We start from the raw sequence: 18,695 nt of genomic DNA on the forward strand, positions 1-18,695 counted from the left end.
CTATGAAGTGACAGAACTGGACGTCAATTCACCATCTGTGATCTTATAGGCGACCGGGCCGACACGAGAATCTCGCACATAGGCGACCTGTGTGCCGAGCGTCAACTTGACACCGCCGTAAACCACATCGATGCAAAGCACTTTTGCACGTCTGGTATCCAAAAGAATCGCTTCGATCTCCGAACGGCGGAACATCAGCTCTTCTTCCTCGTTCAAGTAGTGTTCATAGGTCACAGAGAGATTTTTGCGCATCGCAGCTTTATCCGGAGGAAGCTGGTTGCTGATGCCCGCCATATTGTCGAGCAGCACTAACGCTTTTTTTGTTTTGTCCATGTTCTGTTGCAGATCTTTCATTCGTTGATGCAATTCCTGCATCTCCGACCGCAACTGCGGATGCACCCCGACTTCCACCTCGGTAGGAGTCGCCATCGGAGAGCCGAGCGTGCGCGTGCGAACCTCTTCGCCTGCTCGCACCATCCCGCCGACGATCACCGACTTTTGCGCCTCCATGAAGATGTTGCGTCCGGCCGAGATCGTGCAGTGCATGATCGAGTCGCGCACGATCACATCGACGCCCGCGTCGACGACTCCGCCTTGCATAAAGCGCGCTCTGACCGTTCCGCCCGCCTTGATCATGCCTTTGCCGCGCGCCTGAACGCCGCCGCGAATGATCACATCTCCGCCCGCTTCCAGCACAGCGCTCTCCACGTTGCCCGCGATCTCAATGTCACCTGCCGCCACGATCTTAAAGCCAGACAAGACGTTGCCGCGAATGGACACACTCCCCAGGAATTCGATGTTTCCTACAGAAAAGTCGACATCGCTGTTCACCTCAAACACGTCGAAGATGTTGATCTTCACATCGCGCGGCGTGTAGGAAACATGTCCATCTTTATCTGCGATCAATTGCAGTCCATCTGCGCTGATCACCGTGTTCTTCCCCTGTGGCAAACGGAAGTCACGCCCCGGTTTGGCCATGATCGGCGCTCCGTTGACCCCAACGCCTTGCACACCTTCTGTCGCAGGCTTTTTCGTCGCTACGACCTGCCCTTTGTGCACAGTGCGCACAACCCCGAGATCAAAAAAATCGACTCGACCATCTTCCAACTTGCGCGGAACATGCATCTGGTCTTCGAGCAGAACATCGATGATCGCGTTTTCTCCGTGCCGAGGTGCTTGACCTGTTGCCACTTTCGTTCGAAAGCCGATATAGCCGCGCGGATTCATCACAATCTGTTGGCAGGCAACCATGTCGATCCCGAATGTGACACCATTGTGACGTAAGAATTCTACCAAGCCTTGATAGGTTAATTGCGGGAAGCTCTGTTCTTGAATCAGTGCGTCGCTCATGGTCAAATAGGCTGTCAAACCACCATCCACGGTGACATGGCAGTTCTTGAGCCAAAAGCTGGTCTCATCTTGTTTGTTCTCCATGATATACCCCCCACCTTCAGAATCCTTCTCTTCTAGGATCTCAACTCAAGCTTGAGGCGACTCAAAGCCCCACGCAGCCGGTAAATCGCCTTGGTGTGCAGTTGGGAAACGCGCGAGCCAGACAAACCCAAAACCTCAGCAATATCTTTAAATGAAAAATCCTCATAGTAGTGCAGGAGGATGACCATCCGCTCTTTCTCTGGCAGTCGTTCCAGCACTTTGGTCAACACGTCCTGCACCATCGACCGCTCGATCGATGTCTCCGGCAGTGGCGCATTCGGATCGATGATCGCATCGGAGACTAACACATCGTTTCCGCTCTCATCGCTGCGCAAGACGTTGTCCAAGGAGACGAGCGGTGAAACGGACAGTTCGTGAAGCGCCTGTCGAAACTCGGGCAGCGGCATGTTCAACCGCTCCGCCACCTCTTCGTCCAGCGCTGAGCGGAGCAGCTCGTGCTCAAGCGTCGCGTACGCCGCTTCGATCTCCTTCGCTTTCGAACGCAGAGAGCGCGGCACCCAGTCTAAGCTGCGCAGCCCGTCCAGCACCGCCCCGCGAATGCGCCAGGTGGCAAATGTGGCGAACTCATAGCCTCTCGCCCGATCGAAGCGCTCGATCGCCTCGATCAGCCCGAGCGTTCCCATCGAGATCAGGTCATCAAAGTTGATGGCAGCATGCCATCCGCTCGACATCTTATAAACGACTTTGTGTACCAGTGGAAGATGAGCGACAACGAGAGCATCGCGCGCCTGTTTGTCTTGATCATGCTGCCAACGAGTCCATAGAAGCTCAGTTTGCTCCATGTGTTGCAGTTGCTTCATCTCCACCACCACCTATCAGTTTAATTCTTTAAGATGTCGCAGTGCCTCCGCCATATTGCGAGCTTCCTCCTCGGTGGGAGAGCGCTTGGTCAGCGCATGATGCAACGGCACGAAGCTTTCCTTCAGTTCCTCCTCTTGCTCTCTGTCTGCAGACCGTTCACTCGCCTCCTGCTGGCGAGCGACCTGTTCTGTCGGTGCCTGTTCGGGCAGCAAAAGGTCGATATGCTGCCCGAGCACCTCATCCTTTTTCAACTCCCCAACAAAGAGGCGCAGGACGAGTTTGCAGAGATAGCCGAGCAAAAAGAGTCCGAACAGCCCGATCAGACCACGCGTCATGCTGGTCAGCATCGAGTTCCCTGCGATAAGAGACAATCCTGTTGCGAGAATAAAACCAAACACGCCAAGGCCAACTTGAAGTCCAAGATGCTTCATCAGATCGTCGTTACTCCTTGTTTTGCTGTCCTGATTAGAAGTGATCCGTCAACGCCGCTCAACTCGATGGTGCGGCCGCAATTGCCGCCCGTATCTTCCGCAGTGATCCGAATGGTGAACGCCGATAGAGCCTGTTTGACAGCTTCCACGTTGCGTGGGCCGATGCGCATCAGGTCGCTTTGACCTGCAAACGTAAACATCTGCGCCCCGCCCGCAAGCTTTGCCACGATCCGCCTTTTATTGGCGCCGATCTGCTCCATCATCTGAATTAACATCGGCACTGCCGTATTGGCATACTTTGCTCGATTTTTTTCCTCTGCGCTGGTCGCAGTTGGCAACATGATGTGGGCAAGCCCAGCAACCTTCGCATACGGATCATACAGTGCGATTCCCACGCAAGACCCGAGCCCAGTCGTGCGCAACGAATCTGGAGAGGATGCTGTACCGACGTCGGCCATTCCCACTCTGATCACGTTCATACGCTCGCCACCCCTAAAGACTCAAACAATAAATTGACAGAACCTGGGTCAGGGAGCAGGAAGAAGTGTCCATGGATCTCCAGATCCCCTTGTCGAAACTCTGTATCGACCACAAGAGCATAGTCTGATACAGGACCTAGCTGAATCAGACCGATGCTCAGAATCGCCCCCGCCATATCGACCGAGATCGCAGGAGGGGTCGGCTGCATATCCTTTTTGGTAAAATCGGCGAGCGAGGAGAGGTAAGAGCCGGCCAAAATGTTGCCGATCTCTTGCAAGGCGGAGATCTCCATCTCCGTGAACTCCTCCTGATCGCCCGATCCGTAAGAACCGACGAGGCCAGAAACCAACCGTTTGGCGCTCTCCTGATGCAAGAGGAAGAAGATGCTGCTCGGCAACTCGCCCTCCACGCGGAGGAAGATGCCGATCACAACCTGTTCTGCACCACCGACAACATCTGCGATCTCATCAAACCCGACCACGCAGACGCGAGGGACGTTCATGTGGATCTCAGATTGGAGCAGTTTGGACAGGGAAGTTGCCGCATGACCTGCGCCGATGTTCCCCACCTCACGCAAGCAACTCAGTTGGATTTCTCCGAGATTTCGGATATCCTCCATCATCGCTTTAGCGCTCCATCATCGACATCGCTTGGATCTCCTCGTTGCTGAGCACCTTGTCCAGATTGAGCATGATCAGCAGGCGGTTATCCAGCTTGGCAACGCCGCGCAGATAGGAAGCTTTGATTCCACCCACGACTGCCGGCGGCTGTTCGATCGAGTTGACCGGAATGTCGATCACATCGTTCGCCGCATCGACGATCAAGCCCACTTCCATGTCCTCTACCGCAACGATGATGATGCGGGTCGATTCGGTGTACTCCTCTTTGCCCAAGGAAAAGCGAGTTTTCAGATCGATGACCGGGGTTACCACACCGCGCAGGTTGATAACGCCTTTCACAAAATCTGGTGTGCGCGGCACGCGGGTGATATTCTGCATCTTTTCGATGGAACGAACTTGAGCAACTTCAACCCCGTACTCTTCATCCACCAGGCTGAAAATGATAACTTTACTCTCTTCTACAATGTCTTTGCGCTCCAACATGTCGTTTCCCCTCCTTATTGAATCAAAGCGTTGCAATCCATGATCAGAGCCACTTGACCATCGCCCAAGATGGTCGCGCCGGAGATGGCGAACACGGTGCCGGTCAGATATTTCCCGAGCGACTTGAGCACCACTTCCTGCTGGCCAATGAAGAAGTCGACCGAAAGAGCGGCCATCTTTTCACCTTTGCGCACGATCACGACGTTCACCTCGTCCACTTCGCTCTCAACCGAGCGCGGCACCGAGAACACCCGCTCCAGATCGAGCAGCGGAACTACCTTGCCACGGAAATCGATCACATCTTGGCGATGCACACGCTTGATGTCCGACTTCTTGATGATCGCCGTCTCGATGATCGAGGAGAGCGGAATCGCATATTTCTCGTCTGCAATCTGAACGAGCATCGCTTGAATGATCGACAGCGTGAGCGGCAGTTGGATGGAAAACTTCGTCCCTTGGCCGAGGGCAGACTGCACGACGACCCGACCGCCGAGCGATTCGATCTTGGTCTTGACCACATCGAGGCCTACACCGCGACCGGAGATGTCCGAAATCTTATCGGCCATCGAGAAACCGGAGTGGAACAGCAGGTCGAACACCTGAATGTCGGGCATCGTCTCTGCGCTCAGCGGATCGATCAAGCCTTTGTCGATCGCTTTCTTCAGCACGCGCTCCCGATTGATCCCATTGCCGTCGTCGGTGATCTCGATGAACACATGGTTGCCCGATTGGAAAGCGACCAGTTCGACGCGACCCGTATCGCTCTTGCCTTGCTCCTTGCGGACGGAAGGCATCTCGACACCGTGGTCGATCGAGTTGCGCAACAGATGCACCAGCGGATCGCCGATCTCGTCGATCACCGTGCGATCGAGCTCCGTCTCCTGACCGCGGATGATAAAGTCGACCTTCTTGCCCAGCTCGCGCGCCAGATCTCGAATCATGCGCGGGAAGCGGTTGAAGACGGTGTCGACCGGCACCATGCGGATCGTCATGACCAAATTTTGCAGGTCGGTGGAGATGCGGCTCATATGTTCGACCGTCTCAATCAGATCGGAGTTTCCGATCTCTTTAGAGATCTGTTCAAGACGCGTGCGGTCGATGACCAGTTCGGAGAACAGGTTGATCAGCACGTCGAGGCGATCGATGTCGACGCGAACCGATTTGCCGATGTGCGCCTTTTTGTTGTCTGCTGCCGCTTGCGCTTTCGATGGGTCGATCTGCGCGCTCTGCTTCACAGGTGCTGGCGCTTTGGCAGCAGCCACTTCCACCTTGGCCGCTTGCTCTTCTTCCTGCTCCTGATGATGCTCCACCTGCACTTGCGTCACTTGGACGTCCGCCACTTCGGAGATGTTCATCCCGAGGGCGCGCAGGCTGTCCTGATCCTTTTTGGTGACCAGCACGATCATGAAGTCTTTTTCAAACTTTTCTTCTTCCAGATCCTCGACGCTCGGCTCTGATTTGATGATCTCTCCCGCTCGCTCATACGCATCGAAAACCATGTAGGCGCGCGCTGCCCGCATGATGCATTTTTCGTTGAGCGTGACGATGATCTTGTACGAATTAAACCCGCTCTCCTGCGATTGGCGGAGAATGGTCGATTCATACTCGTTGAAGTTCACGCCGTCCGCCGTCGTCTCTCCCCCTGCCGTCTCCGCTTCGACGATCGGTGCTTGAGCGGAGGAAGCTGGCTTGCCAGATACGAGCGCTTTCAATTTTTCGACGGTCAGCTCAATATCGACAGAGCTGTCGTTGCCCACTTCGATAATCTGCGTCAGCTGCCCCTCCAAGAGGTCGACACAGCTGAACAAAACGTCCATCACATCGCCGTTGACAGCCAAGATGCCATTGCGCATCAGATCGAGACCGTTTTCCATCTCATGGGTCAGATGCGCCATCTTTTCAAAGCCCATCGTCGCCGCCATCCCTTTAAGGGTGTGGGCGGAGCGAAACACAACGTTTACGATGTCGAGCGACTGAGGTGACTGCTCTAAAGCCAGCAGGTTTTCATTGATAGCTTGCAGATGCTCTTTTGATTCTTCAATGAACATATCAAGATATTGATTCATGTCCATTTCAAGACACCTCCTAGCGTTTCCACGGTTTTCTTAGCTCGTCCGCAATGCGATCCAAGGGAACGACTCTGTCCACACAGCCTTTGGCAATCGCGGAACGCGGCATTCCAAACACTACACATGACTCCTGCGCCTCAGCGATCGTTCGGCCGCCTCGCTCCTTGATCTTCACCATCGCGTTCGATCCGTCAGCGCCCATCCCGGTCAGGATCGCTGCGGTGATGCGAACATCGCGCAGATCGGCAACCGAATCGAACAGGACGTCGACAGCTGGACGATGCCCGCCGACAGACGGCTCCTGTGAGAGCTCCGCCCGATAGGTCTGCGGACCATGTTCTACAATTCGCATGTGAAAATCACCTGGAGCGATGTAGACATGACCTTCCTCCAACATCTGACCGTGCTCCGCTTCATGAACTCGCACCTGGCACAGGTGGTCAAGGCGTGTCGCCAGCGATTTGGTGAACCCAGGCGGCATATGCTGCACGATGACGACAGCTGCTGGCAGCTCTGCCGGCAGATGGGACAACACCACTTGCAAGGCCCGAGGACCGCCGGTGGACGTGCCAATCGCAATGATCTCCTCTACGCGCTTCTCGGAGCGCATCGGTTTGGGAGGTGTAGGAATCGGCTTTTGCAAAGGCCGATAGTAGGTCGTGCTCCGAACCACTTGATCTTTTTTGGCTGCAGCTTTGACTTTTGCGATCAGCTCTTCTCCAACTTTGCGCAGGTCGAGCGAGATCGACCCGGAAGGCTTCCCAACAAAGTCAAATGCACCAAGCTCCAGCGCCTTGATCGTCGCCTCTGCTCCATCTTGCGTGAGCGAGGAGAGCATGATCGTCGGCAATTTGTATCTCCGCCAGATCATCGGCAATGCTTCCAAGCCGTTTAAGATCGGCATCTCAATGTCTAAGGTGAGCACATCAGGCTTTAAATGAGGTATGAGTTCGAGAGCTTCCAGTCCATTTTTTGCTGCTCCAACCACCATGATCTCAGGTTCTGATTGGAAGATATCACTGATAATGCGACGCATCAGAGCTGAATCGTCACAGACGAGAACTTTGATCGGGCTCATCCTGTCAATCATCCCTCAATTCTGGGTACTATTGAAACAGTCGAACCATTCGATGCAAAAACTGTTTCATTCCTTTATTCGATCGTTTTCGGGTGCGTTCACCCTTTACTTGCGCTTGCACCACATCTTCGATGCATCGTGAAGCCAGGCCGTGCGGGTAGGCGAGCAGAAACGGCTTTTGCCGCCTGACCGATTTGGTGACATTCGGGTCGTCGAGCAGCACGCAGAATGTGGAGAGCTCCACACCTAAAAACCGCTCGGCTACCAGCCGCACCTTCTCAGCCGTCTCCTTCCCTTCCGCCATCGACTGCGCGCGATTGATCACCAGCTGTAAGCGCGTGTTCGGCTCGCGGTTCACCACCATCTTGATCAGCGCATACGCATCTGTTATCGCTGTAGGTTCTGGCGTCAATACCACGTACACATCGTCAGAGGCGAGGATCAATTGCAGCATTTGTGCGTTTAACCCCGCACCTGTGTCGATCAGCACATAGTCGGCAACCCCCTGTAGCGCACCAAGCTGCTCCAAGAGGTAGTCACACTGCTCAGGTTGGATGTCGATCAGCTCTTGAAAACCAGAACCGCCCGCGATCAATTTGATATCGTGCGGCCCCGTCTCAAGGATCTCATCGAGCGTTGCTCGCTTTTGAATCAGATCGGCCAACGTCTTCTGAGGTTTGATCCCCATCAGGACATCGATGTTGGCAAAGCCGACATCAGCATCGAGTATGACGACCTGTTTGCCATGTTTAGCCAATCCAAGCGCGTAATTCAATGTAAAATTGGATTTGCCAACTCCGCCTTTGCCACTGGTGATGATGATCACGCGGGTGTCTTTTTCATGCGGTTCGTGGCGGGACTTTGCGACCAGGGAACGCAGATGCTCAGCTTGGTCACTCATGTGTTACTTCTCCTGTTAGCAATATCGCCAAACTTTCCGTCGAGATCGCTTCGATGTCTTCCGGGACATTCTGCCCGGTCGTCATATAGGAAAGCGGCTTTTGAAATTGGGTGACCAGATTGTAGACCGCCCCAAACGTCCTCGTCTCATCCGACTTGGTGAACAGAAACTTGTCCGCTCGCACCTGAGCAAAATTGCTGACGATCGCCTCAAGATCGGCCGCTTTTGTCGTCAGCGAGAGCACGAGGTACGTTTCGTCCGGTTGAATCTCCTCAAGGTACGCGTTCAATTGCTGAACGTTTAGAAGATTTTGGTAGTTTCGTCCAGCCGTATCGATCAAGATCAGATCGAAGTCGGAAAATGCGCCCATCGCCCGCTTGATATCCTCAGGTGCGTAGCACACTTGGAGCGGGATGCCCAAGATGTTTGCGTATGTGCGGAGCTGTTCGACAGCGGCGATTCGATACGTGTCGGTCGTGATCAATCCGACCTTTTTGCCTTTTGTCAACACCTGTTCTGCCGCCAACTTGGCGATCGTCGTCGTCTTGCCGACGCCCGTTGGGCCAATAAACGCAACCACTCTTGTTTTTAAGGCAATTTGAGACGGAGGACTATAGCGATCTAAATCCTCTCTAATAAAATTTGTCAAAACTCCTCGAAATTCCTGCTCGCTCACCTCATGAACCTGAGCAAAATTCCGAATTCCGCGTTCAATTAACCGATCGACCGATTGCTCGGAGATATCCTGTTGAATCAACTGTTTGCGGACGTTGATCACCGAATCAGGAACGAGCTGTTGCGGTGAGGTATGCAGCAGGTTGCGAAACATGGTGCGAAGCTCTTGAACCTCTCGCAACACTTGCTCCTCCGCCTGCACAGACGGAGCTTGCGCAACGCCCTGCTTGCTCAAGGGAGGGATGGCGCTACCAGCGTCCGCAGCCAAGACTGCCTCCGCACCTTGCTGACCGAGTGCAGGGATGGCAGAGGCTGCCTCTCCCTGCTTCTGCAGCAGCTGACCGAGCGATGCTGCGCTTCTCTCGTTGCGCACAGCAGCAGGGGCAGCGCTCTCTGGCCGCTCTTGGGTAGGTGGTTGATTCTGAGCAGCTTGACCCATCTGAAGCTGATAGGCGTTCGTAGCTGTCGGGCGGGGTTTGAACGGTTGTGGCTGTGGCGCGCTCGGTGCGCTCTGCTCCTCATTGGCAGCTGCCACCACTTCGATATGCGTCTTCGGGAACAGTCCGAAAAAACCGCGCTTTTGCACTTTTTTCGTCGAGAGAATGACAGCGTCTTTCCCGAGGTCTTCGCGAATCATCGCCACAGCTTCTGGCATTTCTTTGACAAGATAGCGCTTCACTAGCATTACAGGTTCACCACCCCTCCACTTTGCACTTCAACTGTCGCATCCAGCTCATTGAAGGACAGCACCGTCACATCTGGCAACACGCGCTCGATCAGCTTGCGCACATGCATTCTGATGTTTGGCGAAGTGATCAGGATCGGCGAATGACCCAGCGCTACCAAGTGTTGCACCTGTTCTGCCAACCGCTGATAGATCTGCTGAGAGACGCGCGGGTCGAGCGCAAGATACGCTCCATGTTCGGAGTTTTGAATGTTGTCCACCACCATCTTCTCAATCGCCGGAGCCAGCGTGATCACCTGAACCGGTCCATTCGCCGTGCGATACTGGTTGGTGATCTGGCGCGCTAACGCCTGACGAACATACTCGGTTAAAATGTCTGGGTCTTTTGAGTAATGGCAGTAGTCGGCCAACGTCTCGACGATCGTCACGAGATCGCGGATCGAAATCTTTTCGCGCAGCAGGTTGACCAACACCTTTTGCACTTCGCCGATCGACAGTTGAGCAGGAAGCACCTCTTCGACCAGCGCCGGGTAGTTTTCACGCAGCGAGTCGATCAGCTGCTTCGTCTCTTGACGTCCGAGCAGTTCGCACGCATGCGTGCGGATCACCTCGGTCAGATGCGTGGCGACCACAGAGGGCGGATCGACGACCGTGTATCCAGAAAACTCTGCCTGTTCGCGCATGTTCTCTGCGATCCACAGCGCCGGCAGTCCGAACGCCGGCTCTTTGGTCGGGATTCCGACGACCGCTTCATCCTCGACGCCCGGGCTCATCGCCAGATAGTGGTCGAGCAAAAGCTCACCGCGCGCCACTTCATTGCCTTTGATCTTGATCACATACTCATTCGGGCGCAGTTGGATGTTGTCTCGAATCCGAATGACCGGCACGATCAGTCCCATCTCGATCGCGCACTGTCTGCGGATCATGATCACCCGATCCAACAGGTCGCCACCTTGGTTGACATCTGCCAGCGGGATCAGCGCATAGCCGAATTCGAACTCGATCGGGTCAACATGGATCAAGGAGAGCACGCTCTCCGGAGAGCGAACTTCATCCTGCCTGACCTCTTCTTCCCGCTCTACTTCGCGCAGCTCTTCGATCTGCATCGTTCGCTGCATCTGAATTCCGCCAAAGACGAGCAGTCCGGCGATCGGCCAGGTGCTCAGCACGCCGATCGGAGTGAACAGTCCGAGCATCGCGATCACAGCGCCGACGATGAACAGCATGCGCGGGTAGGCGAGCAACTGCTTGAAGATATCGTCGCTCAAGTTGCCATCCGATGCAGCCCTCGTGACGACAAGACCGGTCGCCGTCGAGATCAAAAGCGCTGGAATCTGGGTGACAAGACCATCGCCGACCGAAAGGATCGTATAGGTCTGCATCGCTTCGGCAGCAGATTCGCCGCGCATCGCAACCCCGATGATAAAGCCTGCGACGATGTTGATCACCACGATGATGATACTTGCGATCGCATCCCCTTTGACAAACTTGGAGGCACCGTCCATCGCTCCGTAAAAGTCCGCTTCGCGCTCGATCTTCTGGCGCTTGTCCTTCGCTTCTTTTTCGGTGATCAGCCCAGCGTTCAAGTCAGCATCGATCGAGATCTGCTTGCCCGGCATCGCATCGAGCGTAAAGCGGGCCGCTACTTCTGCAACGCGCTCCGAACCTTTGGTAATAACGATAAACTGAATGATCACAAGGATTAAAAACACGATGATCCCGACGACCGCATTGCCGCCGATAACGAATGTTCCGAACGTATGGATGACGTTACCCGCCTCCCCTTGTGAGAGGATCGCACGGGTTGAGGAAACGTTCAACGAGAGTCGAAACATCGTGGTCAACAGCAACAGAGAGGGGAAGATCGCAAACTGTAGCGGTTCTTTTGTGTTCATCGCGACGAGCAGAACGGTCAGCGCGATGCTTAGATTGATGATGATCAGAAAGTCAAGTAAAGCTGTCGGCAGAGGAATGACCATCATAATGACAATTCCGATAACTGCGCCGATGACGCCAAAATCTTTTAGCTTCAAACGGGTCACTCCTTCCCTTAGACTTTACCTTTCAAGCGGTAGACGTAGGCGAGCACCTCTGCGACCGCTTGGAAAAGCTCTCCAGGAACTGTCTCGCCGATCTCGACCGTCTTGTACAGCGTCTGTGCGAGCGGCCTGTTCTCCACGGTCACGACGTTCGCTTCTTGGGCAACCTTTTTAATCCGCTGTGCCACCTCATCGATGCCCTTCGCGACAACTTGGGGAGCTTCCATCTTCTCCGCATCGTACTTGATCGCGATGGCAAAGTGAGTCGGGTTGGTGATGACAACATCCGCTTGCGGAACATCTGCCATCATCCTGCGCATCGCCATCTGTCGCTGGCGCTCCTTGATCTTCCCTTTGACCTCCGGGCTCCCCTCCGTCTGCTTGTACTCCTCTTTGACTTCCTGTTTTGACATCCGCAGGTTCTTTTCAAAATCGAACCGCTGATAGAACAGGTCAAAGATGGCGAGCACGAGGATGGCGACCCCGACTTTCCAAAAGATCGAAAAGGCGATGCTTCCAACGACGCGAAGCATGTCTAGCACTTCCATCGACCCGAGCTGTGTCACTCGCTTCCAATCGCTCGACAACTCCAGGTACACGATGACCGAAACGATCGTCATCTTTAAAAGCGATTTGACCAACTCGACCAGAGACCGCATCGAAAACATGCGCTTAAAGCCCTTGATCGGGTCAATTTTTTTGAGGTCGGGCACAAGAGGCTTGGTGGTGAACAGCGAACCGACTTGGAAATAGGCGACAAAACCGCCGATGACCATGACAGCGCCGGCGATTGGCAGCACGAGCTTCGCCACCGTCACCGTGAGGCTGAGAAAAAGCTGAGCGATCGTCTGTTCGGTCAGGTGAACGGTAAACCCGTTGGTCAGCTGAAGTCGAAGCAGATCGATCAGCTCTTCGAGAAACGTGCCGGACAACAGCTTGACGCAAAGCAATCCAACGAGCAGCACGATCGCCTGGCCGAACTCCTGACTTTTTGCAACCTGCCCTTTCTGTCTGGCATCCTGCTTCTTCTTCGGAGTGGCTTTTTCCGTCTTTTCACCGGCGAACAGCTGAAGGTTCAGACGAATCATGACGCGACGCCTCCCACAACTCGCAGCAGCGTGTCCAGTTGGCCGTACATCGTGTGGAACAGCCCGCGAAGCAGATAGACGAATGCGGGCATCGCGATGACGATCATCGCAGACCCGATCAGAATCTTGGCAGGCATCCCGATGACAAACACGTTCATCTGCGGAACTGCTCGCGACAGGATGGCGAGGCCCAAGTCGGTCAGGAACAGCGCAGCCACGATCGGGATCGCAATCTTAAAGCCGAGCAGAAACATCATCGTAAACGTTGCCATCAGGACGGAGAGCAGGTTGTCCGAGAGTGTAAACGCGCCGAGCGGCAAAAATTCATAGCTTTGCAACAGCGCTGCCAGCAACCCATGATGCCCATCCAGCCCTAAGAACAGCAAGATCGCGAGCGCATATTTGAATTGCCCGGTGATCGGAGCAGAAGCTCCTGTCAGCGGATCGAAAACGTTTGCCATCACAAAGCCGATCTGCATGTCGATAAACATGCCGCCCACCTGTATCGCCGCAAAGATAAAGGCGGCCACCATCGCGAGGGCGACCCCTACCATAAACTCCTTGAGGATGATCAGCAAGAGCTCAGCAAATCCCATGCCCGCATAGAGCTGACCTGCTTCTGATACGGCGAGCGCTGGTGTGAGCAACAGCGCGAGCACCAATGCCAGACCGATTTTCACCTGCATCGGAATGTTCCGCGCGCCGAAGAACGGAGTCAAAAAGAAGAAACTTGAAACCCGAACTAAGACAAGGGTGAACACTTCTACATAGTTAACGACAATACCTAACATGTAGATGCCACCCCTTCTATCCGATAAACGAGTTTAGATTTCCAAAGATGTTTCTCGTGAAGTCTAAAATTAATGACAGCATCCACGGTCCAAACACGATCATCGCGACAAAGATGGCGATCAGCTTGGGGATGAACTGCAACGATTGCTCTTGAATCTGAGTGGTCGCTTGAAAGACAGAGACCACCAAACCGACGAGAAGCCCGATGCCTAGCAGCGGGGCGCACATCTTGAGCAGAGTCAAGATCGCGCTTTGTCCAAGTGAGATGATAAAGTCCGCGCTCACTCCCAATCAACCTTTCCATTCACTGGTATCCGATCAAAAGTGACTTCACAACGAGGTACCAACCATCGACCAAGACAAACAGCAAGATTTTAAACGGCATGGAGATCATAACAGGTGGCAGCATCATCATCCCCATCGACATCAGCACGCTGGCAACCACCATATCGATGATCAGAAAAGGAATGAAGATCATAAATCCGATCTGAAACGCGGTTTTAAGCTCAGAGATCGTAAAGGCGGGGACGAGCGTGGAGATCGGTATCTCCTCGACAGATTCCGGCATCGGTTGATCGCGGAAATCTAAAAACAGCCGCAAATCCTGTTCACGAGTCTGTTTCGCCATGAAATGCTTCAGTGGAATTGCCGCTTGTTCCAATGCTTCTGCCTGCGGAAGCGAACCATTTAGATACGGTTGCAAAGCTTGATCATTGATTTGCTGTAAGGTTGGATACATGACAAAAAGAGTCATAAATAAGGCGAGACCGATCAGCACTTGTGTCGGTGGCATCTGCTGCAACGCCAGCGCGTTACGAACGAATGACAGCACGATCACGATCCGCGTAAAACAGGTCATCAAGATCAAGATCGACGGTGCGAGCGACAGCACGGTCAGCATCATGATGATCTGAATGCTCGTGGAGACCGCTTCCGGATTGTCCGAGGTGGACACACCGATGTCGATGCCTGGGATGACGATGTTCTGTTGCGCATGAGCAGGCTGATCGCCTAGCACAAGCGTAAACAGCGCGACAATGAGCAGGAGGAGAACTTGAATTCTTTTCATCTGTCTTCATCCTCCGAGCGCATCGACGACCGATGCTGTTGCTTCTTGAGCGAATCGATCTTCTCTCTGAGCGCAGCATCGAATGTGAGGTCCGATTCGTGAAGTTCTTCCGCCATCGGTTTTTGCTTCTTGCGCAGCCGGCTCATCAGATCACCGAAGCTAAGGACTCCGGCGTTCCCACCGCTCTGCTGCTCCGACGATTCCTTCATCTGCTTGACCGCTTCCGCATCTTCAATCGTATCGAGCAGCGTGACATCATCGCCCACGCCCAGCACATAGACCTTGTCATGCAAGGCGATCACATGCACAGAGCGATTGGTGGTGAGCGAATGAGCGCCGAGCGATTGAACCGCATTTCCGCGTGTGAGATTGGTGCGCGTGGAGAGAAATCGAATGAGCAGATAGATGATGGCAATAATAATCCCGAGTGCAAACAACAGCTGCAGGATTGACCATATCATCGAACCGCCATCGGCAGCAGCCCCTTGGAAATTGGTGGCCGGGGCATCTTTCTTCAACAGGTTCTCCACGCTTTCACCATCTGCCAACACGCGAGGGGGGGACGACAACCAGACAGCGCCCGCAACAACAGACCAAGCAACAAGACTACGTAGTTTTGGTCGCATGACCCCACCCTTTCTCAATTGTTGACGCAAGGGATCGATCAGCTCAGCGTTTTTTTGATCGCTTCGACGACGCGATCCGCTTGGAACGGTTTGACGATAAAGTCTTTTGCACCCGCTTGAATGGCATCGATTACCATCGCTTGCTGCCCCATCGCAGAACACATGATGATCTTGGCGTTCGGATCGAAGCCACGGATTTCCTTTAGCGCGTGAATGCCATCCATCTCCGGCATGGTGATATCCATCGTCACCAGATCTGGGCGCAGTTCTTTGTATTTCTCTACCGCTTGCACCCCGTCTTGTGCTTCCCCTACAACGGTATATCCGTTTTTCGTAAGAATCTCTTTGATCATCATTCGCATAAATGCAGCATCGTCTACGATAAGGATTTTATGAGACATCTTTTGGTTCCCCCTAATTACTGTAATTTACGAACTCGCTCAGACGGACTGATGATGTCAGTTACCCGAACACCAAAGTTTTCGTCAATGACCACGACTTCTCCTTTTGCCACCAACTTATTATTTACCATGATGTCTACCGGATCACCTGCTAGCTTATCCAACTGAACGATCGAACCTGGAACAAGCTCCAAGATGTCTTTGATCAACTTCTTGGTGCGCCCCAACTCCACGGTGATCGTAAGCGGTACATCGAGCAGGAGGTCGAGGTTGCTCGGCTGGCTGCCTGTGCCTGCCGTCGCGTCGAACGAAGCAAATTGAACCGGCTGGACGTTTACGCTCGGCTGCTGTCGCGGCGCTGCCATCGTCGCCGCTGCCTCCGCATGTGCGTACCCTTGTGGCGGATATGCGTACTGTTGCGGATAGGGCGGATATGGAGCTGGCGGATACTCCGCATAGACCGGCTGTTGCGGCGGATAGCTCGGAGCGACCTGTGGCGCAGGTGCTGCCTGCATCGCGTGCGGTACAACCTCTGACTGTGACATCACCGGAGGAGCAGGTTGAGCGGCTGGCTCCATGTGAACCGGTGCAGGAGCAGGTGCAGGAGCGGGTGCAGGCTCCGGATCGGATTCGCCGATTCCACCCGTCAGTTTGTTGATCATATCTTTCGCAAACGAGATCGGAACCAGTTGCATGATATGTGAATCGATCAAGTCACCGACGATCAAACGGAATGAAATTTTGATCAGAACCTCATCTTTCGGGAACAGGCTGACCGATTCTTTTTTATCAAAATCCATCACATCTACATCGGGAGGTGTGATGTTTACCAACATGTCGAAAATTGTCGACATCGAAGTGGACGCAGAGCCCATCATCTGGTTCATCGCTTCGGCCACCGCAGAGAGGTGCAGTTCATTCAGCTCAGCCGGCGCAGATTTGCCATCGCCGCCCATCATCAGATCTGCGATCACCTGCGCATCTTCCACGCGGATCGCGAGGACGTTTGCCCCGATGAAACCATCCGTGTATTCGACTTTGATCGCAACGTGCGGCAGCGGGAAATCGTGGCTCAACTGGTCGCGTGCGACCAATGAAACTTTCGGTGTCGTGATGTCCACCTTTTGACGCAAGAGGGTGGAAAGCGCTGTTGCCGCTGTGCCAAACGAGATATTTCCGACCTCGCCTAGCGCATCCACTTCAAATTCTGAAAGGTAGTTCCCAATGTTTAGATCATTCGAGCCCACGCTGTCTCCGTCATTCGTGCTGAGGAGGGCATCGATTTCCTGCTGCGACAAGACATCTTTATTCATCAGCGCCCACTCCTTCGTCATCCTCTATTGCTTGCGTAATCTGCACGGCCACTTTGCCGCGCGCCGTTCCCGGCTGCCCGACAAATTTGACGCGGTTGCCGATTCGAAGCTGAACCTTGGCATTGATATCCTGATCCAAGGTGATCACATCCCCGACGTTAAGCGAAAGAAACTCGCCGATTGAGATCGAGGAATTACCAAGCTCTGCAGTCAGCGGCACGTCAGTATTGCCGAGGCTCTGACGGATGGCTTCCCAATCCTCGCTGTAGTCTTTGGATGTCTTCATGCTGCCCATCCAGTAGTGGGCCGAAAGATTGGGAACGATCGGCTCCAACACGACATGGGGCATGCAGATGTTGATCATCCCTGTCGTCTCTCCGATCTTCGTCGAAAGGGAGACGACCGCCACCGTTTCGTTCGGTGAGACGAGCTGTAAGAACTGCGGGTTGACTTCCAGATGATCGACTGCCGCATCGAGGTCGGCAACCTGCTTCCAAGCTTCCTGGAAATTGTCGAGCGCCCTTCCGAACACCCGCTCCATGATCGTCATCTCAATCTCGGTCAGGTCGCGCAGCTCATCCGCCCCTTGACCTGGCCCACCGAGCAGTCGGTCCAACATCGCGTAGGCGATGTTCGGGTTGACTTCCATGACGAATTTGCCCTCTAATGGCGCACAGTTGAACACATTCAAGATCGTCATCTTCGAGATGGATCGAATGAATTCTTCATAAGGCAATTGATCGACAGACACGACCGAAATGTGTACAAAAGTGCGTAGTTGAGCAGAAAAATATGTGGTCAGCAAGCGTGCGAAGTTTTCATAGATCCGCGTGATGCTGCGGATATGATCTTTGGAAAATCGCATCGCACGCTTAAAGTCGTATACTTTGATCTTGCGGTCAGTGTCTTCTTTTCGAATTTCCTCCGCTGTTAATTCACCAGATGAGAGCGCAGATAACAGCGCATCAATTTCACCTTGCGACAAGACCTCAGCCATCTGTCATCACCTCCTTTTTGTAACGGGTTGTGCTATTGCACGACGATGTCGGAGATGTAGACGTCGGTGACTTTTCCCTCGAGCATCACTTTGTTCATCGCTTCAACCAACCGAACTTTCAGCTTTTGATAGCCGTCCGCCTTTTCAATATCAGCTTGTGTGGTCGTGTGCAAGGTCGAGTTGATGATGTCCTTGATCTGCGCTTTTCTCTGCTCGATTTCTTTCATCGCGGCCTTGCTGTCACTCTGAATGGCGATCGTAGCTTGAATCAGCGCATCGCCAGCCAAGTTGGTGGTCATCTTGCCGATCTCATACTGGCTGTCCAACAGTTCTTTCGCAGACGGTACAACTTCCTCTTGCCCAGCTGCCGGAAGGAACGTCTTGTAAGCGACGATCCCGACGATGCCGAGCAATGCCACTGCGATGATCAGAATGAGTACAATATTGAGCGTCTTATTTCGAAACATCGGTACCCTCCGCGTTCAATTGCCGGGCTTGTACAGAGACAAGCCCGACGTTTCGGTAATAGGATTCCACCATCTGGAGCACTTCCGAGATCGGTTCAGCGACGACAAATTTTTTCCCGGTGATCAGTGTGATCACCGTATCGGGAGTTGCTTCCACAGACTCGATCAGCGTCGCGTTCAGATAGACTGTGGAATGATTGAACCTGGTGACCCGGATCATATGCT

21 protein-coding genes are annotated in these 18,695 nt (G+C 53.8%); all 21 read right to left on the reverse strand.

What is annotated here, in order from left to right; genetic code table 11:
- The gene (locus ACFSOY_RS15275) at positions 1-1,434 is read right to left on the reverse strand and encodes a DUF342 domain-containing protein (RefSeq protein WP_386048042.1); all 1,434 of its coding nucleotides are present in this window, start codon (positions 1,432-1,434) and stop codon (positions 1-3) included.
- 32 nt (positions 1,435-1,466) lie between these two features.
- Positions 1,467-2,255: a sigma-70 family RNA polymerase sigma factor gene (locus ACFSOY_RS15280; protein ID WP_386048044.1), complete on the reverse strand. Its 789-nt coding sequence runs from the start codon at positions 2,253-2,255 to the stop codon at positions 1,467-1,469.
- 15 nt (positions 2,256-2,270) lie between these two features.
- Positions 2,271-2,687 (reverse strand): hypothetical protein, encoded by a 417-nt coding sequence (locus ACFSOY_RS15285; RefSeq protein ID WP_386048046.1) that lies wholly within the window; start codon positions 2,685-2,687, stop codon positions 2,271-2,273.
- Positions 2,687-3,166, reverse strand: coding sequence for a chemotaxis protein CheD (locus tag ACFSOY_RS15290; RefSeq protein ID WP_386048048.1), 480 nt, complete (start codon positions 3,164-3,166; stop codon positions 2,687-2,689). The genes ACFSOY_RS15285 and ACFSOY_RS15290 overlap by 1 nt, the downstream gene beginning before the upstream one ends.
- Positions 3,163-3,786 (reverse strand): chemotaxis protein CheC, encoded by a 624-nt coding sequence (locus ACFSOY_RS15295; protein WP_386048366.1) that lies wholly within the window; start codon positions 3,784-3,786, stop codon positions 3,163-3,165. Before ACFSOY_RS15295 ends, ACFSOY_RS15290 begins: the two co-directional genes overlap by 4 nt.
- A 7-nt stretch (positions 3,787-3,793) precedes the next feature.
- Positions 3,794-4,270, reverse strand: coding sequence for a chemotaxis protein CheW (locus tag ACFSOY_RS15300; RefSeq protein WP_386048049.1), 477 nt, complete (start codon positions 4,268-4,270; stop codon positions 3,794-3,796).
- A gap of 14 nt (positions 4,271-4,284) precedes the next feature.
- Positions 4,285-6,342, reverse strand: a complete 2,058-nt coding sequence (locus tag ACFSOY_RS15305; protein WP_386048051.1) for a chemotaxis protein CheW — start codon at positions 6,340-6,342, stop codon at positions 4,285-4,287.
- Between the two features lie 13 nt (positions 6,343-6,355).
- The gene (locus tag ACFSOY_RS15310) at positions 6,356-7,417 is read right to left on the reverse strand and encodes a protein-glutamate methylesterase/protein-glutamine glutaminase (RefSeq protein ID WP_386048053.1); all 1,062 of its coding nucleotides are present in this window, start codon (positions 7,415-7,417) and stop codon (positions 6,356-6,358) included.
- Positions 7,418-7,445: 28 nt separating this feature from the next.
- On the reverse strand, positions 7,446-8,318 hold the full coding sequence (locus ACFSOY_RS15315) for a MinD/ParA family protein (RefSeq protein WP_386048055.1): 873 nt from the start codon (positions 8,316-8,318) through the stop codon (positions 7,446-7,448).
- The gene (flhF, locus tag ACFSOY_RS15320) at positions 8,311-9,678 is read right to left on the reverse strand and encodes a flagellar biosynthesis protein FlhF (RefSeq protein ID WP_386048056.1); all 1,368 of its coding nucleotides are present in this window, start codon (positions 9,676-9,678) and stop codon (positions 8,311-8,313) included. The genes ACFSOY_RS15315 and flhF overlap by 8 nt, the downstream gene beginning before the upstream one ends.
- Positions 9,678-11,711, reverse strand: coding sequence for a flagellar biosynthesis protein FlhA (gene flhA / locus ACFSOY_RS15325; protein WP_386048058.1), 2,034 nt, complete (start codon positions 11,709-11,711; stop codon positions 9,678-9,680). Before flhA ends, flhF begins: the two co-directional genes overlap by 1 nt.
- A 17-nt stretch (positions 11,712-11,728) precedes the next feature.
- Complete coding sequence (gene flhB / locus ACFSOY_RS15330) at positions 11,729-12,805, reverse strand: flagellar biosynthesis protein FlhB (protein ID WP_386048060.1); 1,077 nt, start codon at positions 12,803-12,805, stop codon at positions 11,729-11,731.
- Complete coding sequence (gene fliR, locus ACFSOY_RS15335) at positions 12,802-13,596, reverse strand: flagellar biosynthetic protein FliR (protein WP_386048062.1); 795 nt, start codon at positions 13,594-13,596, stop codon at positions 12,802-12,804. Before fliR ends, flhB begins: the two co-directional genes overlap by 4 nt.
- Positions 13,597-13,612: 16 nt before the next feature.
- Complete coding sequence (fliQ, locus tag ACFSOY_RS15340) at positions 13,613-13,882, reverse strand: flagellar biosynthesis protein FliQ (RefSeq protein WP_386048063.1); 270 nt, start codon at positions 13,880-13,882, stop codon at positions 13,613-13,615.
- 19 nt (positions 13,883-13,901) lie between these two features.
- On the reverse strand, positions 13,902-14,666 hold the full coding sequence (gene fliP / locus ACFSOY_RS15345; RefSeq protein WP_386048067.1) for a flagellar type III secretion system pore protein FliP: 765 nt from the start codon (positions 14,664-14,666) through the stop codon (positions 13,902-13,904).
- Positions 14,663-15,184: a flagellar biosynthetic protein FliO gene (locus ACFSOY_RS15350; RefSeq protein WP_386048069.1), complete on the reverse strand. Its 522-nt coding sequence runs from the start codon at positions 15,182-15,184 to the stop codon at positions 14,663-14,665. Before ACFSOY_RS15350 ends, fliP begins: the two co-directional genes overlap by 4 nt.
- A 146-nt stretch (positions 15,185-15,330) precedes the next feature.
- A complete protein-coding gene (locus tag ACFSOY_RS15355; protein ID WP_087457825.1) occupies positions 15,331-15,693 on the reverse strand; it encodes a response regulator in 363 nt (120 codons plus the stop codon).
- 17 nt (positions 15,694-15,710) lie between these two features.
- A complete protein-coding gene (gene fliY, locus ACFSOY_RS15360) occupies positions 15,711-17,006 on the reverse strand; it encodes a flagellar motor switch phosphatase FliY (protein WP_386048072.1) in 1,296 nt (431 codons plus the stop codon).
- Complete coding sequence (fliM, locus tag ACFSOY_RS15365; protein WP_386048074.1) at positions 16,999-18,003, reverse strand: flagellar motor switch protein FliM; 1,005 nt, start codon at positions 18,001-18,003, stop codon at positions 16,999-17,001. Before fliM ends, fliY begins: the two co-directional genes overlap by 8 nt.
- Before the next feature lie 32 nt (positions 18,004-18,035).
- Positions 18,036-18,470, reverse strand: a complete 435-nt coding sequence (locus ACFSOY_RS15370; RefSeq protein WP_386048076.1) for a flagellar basal body-associated FliL family protein — start codon at positions 18,468-18,470, stop codon at positions 18,036-18,038.
- Positions 18,457-18,690 (reverse strand): flagellar FlbD family protein, encoded by a 234-nt coding sequence (locus ACFSOY_RS15375; protein ID WP_386048078.1) that lies wholly within the window; start codon positions 18,688-18,690, stop codon positions 18,457-18,459. Before ACFSOY_RS15375 ends, ACFSOY_RS15370 begins: the two co-directional genes overlap by 14 nt.
- Positions 18,691-18,695: the final 5 nt, after the last annotated feature.

It is taken from the genome of Tumebacillus lipolyticus (genome assembly GCF_042682745.1).
GTDB lineage: Bacteria > Bacillota > Bacilli > Tumebacillales > Tumebacillaceae > Tumebacillus_A > Tumebacillus_A lipolyticus.

What these genes read in the sequence shown, in the direction of transcription:
- fliY (WP_386048072.1), bottom strand. Translation starts at nt 17,006, where the DNA reads ATGAATAAAGATGTCTTGTCGCAGCAGGAAATCGATGCCCTCCTCAGC.
- fliP (WP_386048067.1), bottom strand. Translation starts at nt 14,666, where the DNA reads ATGAAAAGAATTCAAGTTCTCCTCCTGCTCATTGTCGCGCTGTTTACG.
- ACFSOY_RS15300 (WP_386048049.1), bottom strand. Translation starts at nt 4,270, where the DNA reads ATGTTGGAGCGCAAAGACATTGTAGAAGAGAGTAAAGTTATCATTTTC.
- flhB (WP_386048060.1), bottom strand. Translation starts at nt 12,805, where the DNA reads ATGATTCGTCTGAACCTTCAGCTGTTCGCCGGTGAAAAGACGGAAAAA.
- ACFSOY_RS15315 (WP_386048055.1), bottom strand. Translation starts at nt 8,318, where the DNA reads ATGAGTGACCAAGCTGAGCATCTGCGTTCCCTGGTCGCAAAGTCCCGC.
- ACFSOY_RS15370 (WP_386048076.1), bottom strand. Translation starts at nt 18,470, where the DNA reads ATGTTTCGAAATAAGACGCTCAATATTGTACTCATTCTGATCATCGCA.
- fliM (WP_386048074.1), bottom strand. Translation starts at nt 18,003, where the DNA reads ATGGCTGAGGTCTTGTCGCAAGGTGAAATTGATGCGCTGTTATCTGCG.
- ACFSOY_RS15290 (WP_386048048.1), bottom strand. Translation starts at nt 3,166, where the DNA reads ATGAACGTGATCAGAGTGGGAATGGCCGACGTCGGTACAGCATCCTCT.
- flhF (WP_386048056.1), bottom strand. Translation starts at nt 9,678, where the DNA reads ATGCTAGTGAAGCGCTATCTTGTCAAAGAAATGCCAGAAGCTGTGGCG.
- ACFSOY_RS15355 (WP_087457825.1), bottom strand. Translation starts at nt 15,693, where the DNA reads ATGTCTCATAAAATCCTTATCGTAGACGATGCTGCATTTATGCGAATG.
- ACFSOY_RS15305 (WP_386048051.1), bottom strand. Translation starts at nt 6,342, where the DNA reads ATGGACATGAATCAATATCTTGATATGTTCATTGAAGAATCAAAAGAG.
- ACFSOY_RS15280 (WP_386048044.1), bottom strand. Translation starts at nt 2,255, where the DNA reads ATGAAGCAACTGCAACACATGGAGCAAACTGAGCTTCTATGGACTCGT.
- ACFSOY_RS15285 (WP_386048046.1), bottom strand. Translation starts at nt 2,687, where the DNA reads ATGAAGCATCTTGGACTTCAAGTTGGCCTTGGCGTGTTTGGTTTTATT.
- ACFSOY_RS15295 (WP_386048366.1), bottom strand. Translation starts at nt 3,786, where the DNA reads ATGGAGGATATCCGAAATCTCGGAGAAATCCAACTGAGTTGCTTGCGT.
- ACFSOY_RS15310 (WP_386048053.1), bottom strand. Translation starts at nt 7,417, where the DNA reads ATGAGCCCGATCAAAGTTCTCGTCTGTGACGATTCAGCTCTGATGCGT.
- ACFSOY_RS15375 (WP_386048078.1), bottom strand. Translation starts at nt 18,690, where the DNA reads ATGATCCGGGTCACCAGGTTCAATCATTCCACAGTCTATCTGAACGCG.
- ACFSOY_RS15275 (WP_386048042.1), bottom strand. Translation starts at nt 1,434, where the DNA reads ATGGAGAACAAACAAGATGAGACCAGCTTTTGGCTCAAGAACTGCCAT.
- fliR (WP_386048062.1), bottom strand. Translation starts at nt 13,596, where the DNA reads ATGTTAGGTATTGTCGTTAACTATGTAGAAGTGTTCACCCTTGTCTTA.